Below are 3,235 nucleotides of genomic sequence, written 5' to 3'. Positions count from 1 at the left end.
CAGCGAGCCGCGCCGAGCCCGGAGCCGGCCGCGAAGACACCGGCGAGGGCCGTGACCGCGAGGGTCGGGCCGGGATGGCAGGCGCGCGCCAGCGCCACGGTCGTCTTCGCCCAGGGCACGACGCGAGACTAGTCGCACGCGGACGCACGGACTGGTCGTGACCTCACCGTAATCCGTTTGCCGCCCGGGACGGTCCTTCCCTAGCGTCACGGGTATGACCTGTACCCGCGGGCTGGACCGGCTGGGGTGGGACGAGAGCTGGTCCGACACGGTGAGGACGTATGGGAGGTGCGGGCAGCCGGCGCGCGTCGTCTCCACCGACGACGAGGGGATCAGCGCCGTTTTGGGTGCCGATGGGCTGGTGCGGACCAGTCTCGGTGGAGCCGCCCTCGCCAAGCTGGCCGAGGACCCTGACCAGGCCCCCTGCCCCGGCGACTGGGTGGTGGTGCGCCAGTGGCCCGACGGGCCAGCGACCGTGGAACTGGTGCTGCCGCGGCACAACACGGTGCGCAGCCTGGTCGCCGGCGGTGCGAGCGGCCCGGCCATGGCAGCCAACGTCGACCTGGTCGTCGTGGTCCTGCCGATCGAGCAGCTGTCTGCTGCCACGGGAGGTCCCGACGCGCCTCGTGGACTTCCGCCCCGCGGGGGGGACATACCCACCGTTGTCGTCGCGGCAGAAGGGCGGTCGGCGCCTTCGGGGGCCGGCGCGCCGGACTGGTCCGGAGCGCACGGGGTGGAGGTGCTCAGGTGGAACCCGAAGTCCTCCGAGGGCATGGCCCGGTTACGCCAGCGGCTGCACGGTGACGAGACGGCGCTGCTGGTCGGTGCGCCACGACTGCGGTCCGGACTTCTCGCAGCGATGACCGGCGCGATCCCCGTGCCACAGCGGTCTCCTCCGGGTGGCACAGACCGGCTCGTCGTGGTCCCCGGGGGTGGCTGCCTCATCGACCTGTCCCGGGTCGGCGTGGTGCAGACCGGTCGGACCCGACAGGACCCTCCGGGGTAGCGTCGCTGCGTGCGTTCCGAGCCGAGCATCATGCACCTCGACCTGGACGCCTTCTTCGCCGCGGTCGAGCAGCGGGACAAGCCCTCCCTGCGCGGGCGGCCGGTCATCGTCGGCGGCGTCGGGGGTCGCGGCGTGGTGGCCACGGCCTCCTACGAGGCGCGGGCCTACGGCGCACGCTCCGCGATGCCCACGTCCGAGGCCCGCCGCCGCTGCCCGGCTGGGACCGCCTTTCTCTCCGGGCGGTTCGACGCCTACCGCAAGTCCTCGTCGGTGGTCATGGACCTGCTCGCCGAGCTCTCACCGGCCGTGGAGCAGGTGTCCATCGACGAGGCCTACGTCGACCTCGCCGAGGGAGCGCACGACCTGTCGGTCGAGGGGGTGACCGCCCTGGGCACCGAGCTGCTCGACCGGCTCCGAGAGCGCACGGGCGGACTGACCGCGTCGGCCGGGATCGCCTCATCGAAACTCATGGCCAAGATCGGTTCGGAGCTTCACAAACCCGCGGGCCTGACCGTGGTCGCGCCGGGGAAGGAGCTGGAGCTGCTCCACCCGCTCCCCGTGACCGTGATCGCCGGCGTCGGGCCGGCCACCGAGGAACGCCTGCGCACCTTCGGCGTGCGGACCGTAGCCGACCTCGCGGGACTGAGCCTGGTCGACCTGGTCAGCATCCTCGGACAGGCCCACGGCGCGGGCCTCCACCAGCTGGCGCGTGCCGTCGACGACCGTCCCGTCGTGACGGTGCGGGAGGCCAAGAGCATCTCGGCCGAGGAGACCTTTGACGCCGACATCACCGACGACCGCGTCCTCAGGGACGAGATCGAGTCCCTGGCGCGAAGGGTCGGACAGCGGCTGGTGTCCACCGGCCTCTTCGGCCGCACCATCACCCTCAAGGCCCGACACCACGACTTCTCCACCGTGACGCGCTCGTCCACCCTCGGGCAGGCGACCGCGGACGCGGCCCTGGTGGCGGCTGTGGCAGGGCGGCTCCTGGCCGGGCTCGACACCACGAACGGGCTGCGCCTGTTGGGAGTCGGCGTCTCCGGACTGGCCGCTCACGCCCAGGACGAGCTGCAGTGGGAGGAGGTCTCCGCTGCGGAGCAGGTGTCGGAGGCCGCCGGCCCCGCGCCGGCCGGCGTGACCGCGCACAAAGATCCGGTGTGGCGCACCGGTCAGGACGTGATGCACGAACGCCACGGCCCCGGCTGGGTGTGGGGGAGCGGGGCGGGGCGCGTCACGGTGCGATTCGAGGGACCGACGACCCCCGCGGGCCCCGTGCGGACCTTTGCCGCCGACGACCCGGCCCTGGCTCCCACCTCTCCACCGGACTGGGAGGCGACGCCCGTCGGCCGGCACACCTGACCGACGGCTCGGGGACCGGGTGCGTGATCCGACTTCTCCCGCCCGCGACACGCGTCGCGCGCGTCGGCCCTCAGACGCGAGACCCGGCGGCCCGCAGGTCGAGGCGGTGCTCGATCGATCTCCCGAGCGCCGACCCAACGAGCACCCCGAGGGCGATCGACACCACGACCAGCACCGCCGACAGGGCCGACGCCACACCGTCGCCGGTGCTCACGGCGAGCTGGGTCGTGCCGAGCAGGCCGAGGCTGCCGGGCACCAGCAACCAGAACGCCGGCAGGAAGACCACCAGCGACGGCGGCCCGCCGGGGAGACGCTGCACGACCGTGGCGGCGAGAGCGGCCACGACCCCGCCCAGCAGCCCCCCGCCCGGAGCGCCGTAGACGACCTGACCGCTGAGCTGTGCCGCAAACGTCACCAGCAGCACCAACCACATCCACGGGAGCGCACCACGGGGCGCGGACACGTTGTAGTAGACACCGATGCCGACCAGGACCACGCCGAGCCACGGCGCCCACGGGCCGAGCTCGGCGACGCGCGTGTTGACGAGGGCCCCCGGGCCGGAGCCGACGACCTTCGCGGCCCCGAGCACGCCGAGCGCGAACAGGAGAAGCTGCACGGTGCCGAAGGTCAGCCGCGAGGCGCCGGCGACCATCGCACCGGCGGCGAGCTCCGACATACCGGTCACCAGCAGCGCCCCGGGCAGCAGGACGGCGAGTGGCGGAAGCATCGTGCGCAGCGGACCCTCCAGCAGCGCGGCATCTGCGGCGAGCAGCACCAGCGCGGCCACCACGAAGGCGGCGACCACCGGCAGCAGGCTCTGCAGCAACCGCCAACGGACGGCGACGGCCGCGAGCACAGCGACGACGGCGG

General features: G+C 73.4%; 3 protein-coding genes. 2 read left to right on the top strand and 1 reads right to left on the bottom strand.

Annotation, left to right across the window (positions count from 1 at the left end):
* Positions 1-214 precede the first annotated feature (214 nt).
* On the top strand, positions 215-1,006 hold the full coding sequence (gene rsgA, locus FRW57_RS19385) for a ribosome small subunit-dependent GTPase A (protein WP_152186809.1): 792 nt from the start codon (positions 215-217) through the stop codon (positions 1,004-1,006).
* A gap of 9 nt (positions 1,007-1,015) precedes the next feature.
* On the top strand, positions 1,016-2,365 hold the full coding sequence (locus FRW57_RS19380; RefSeq protein WP_152186808.1) for a DNA polymerase IV: 1,350 nt from the start codon (positions 1,016-1,018) through the stop codon (positions 2,363-2,365).
* A 70-nt stretch (positions 2,366-2,435) separates the two neighbouring features.
* Here the strand turns inward: FRW57_RS19380 and FRW57_RS19375 are convergent.
* Positions 2,436-3,235 (bottom strand): threonine/serine exporter family protein (locus FRW57_RS19375; protein ID WP_162529430.1); only part of this gene is annotated, 800 nt, incomplete at its 5' end.

The sequence above is a fragment of the Segeticoccus rhizosphaerae genome (assembly GCF_009192725.1).
In the GTDB taxonomy this organism is placed as follows: Bacteria; Actinomycetota; Actinomycetes; order Actinomycetales; family Dermatophilaceae; genus Segeticoccus; species Segeticoccus rhizosphaerae.
The sequence above is the reverse complement of the archived record's forward strand: the minus strand, read 5'-3'. Positions and strand labels throughout refer to the sequence as shown.

Bases quoted from the DNA above. Each gene is read 5' to 3' on its own strand.
- rsgA (WP_152186809.1), top strand. From the start codon at position 215: ATGACCTGTACCCGCGGGCTGGACCGGCTGGGGTGGGACGAGAGCTGG.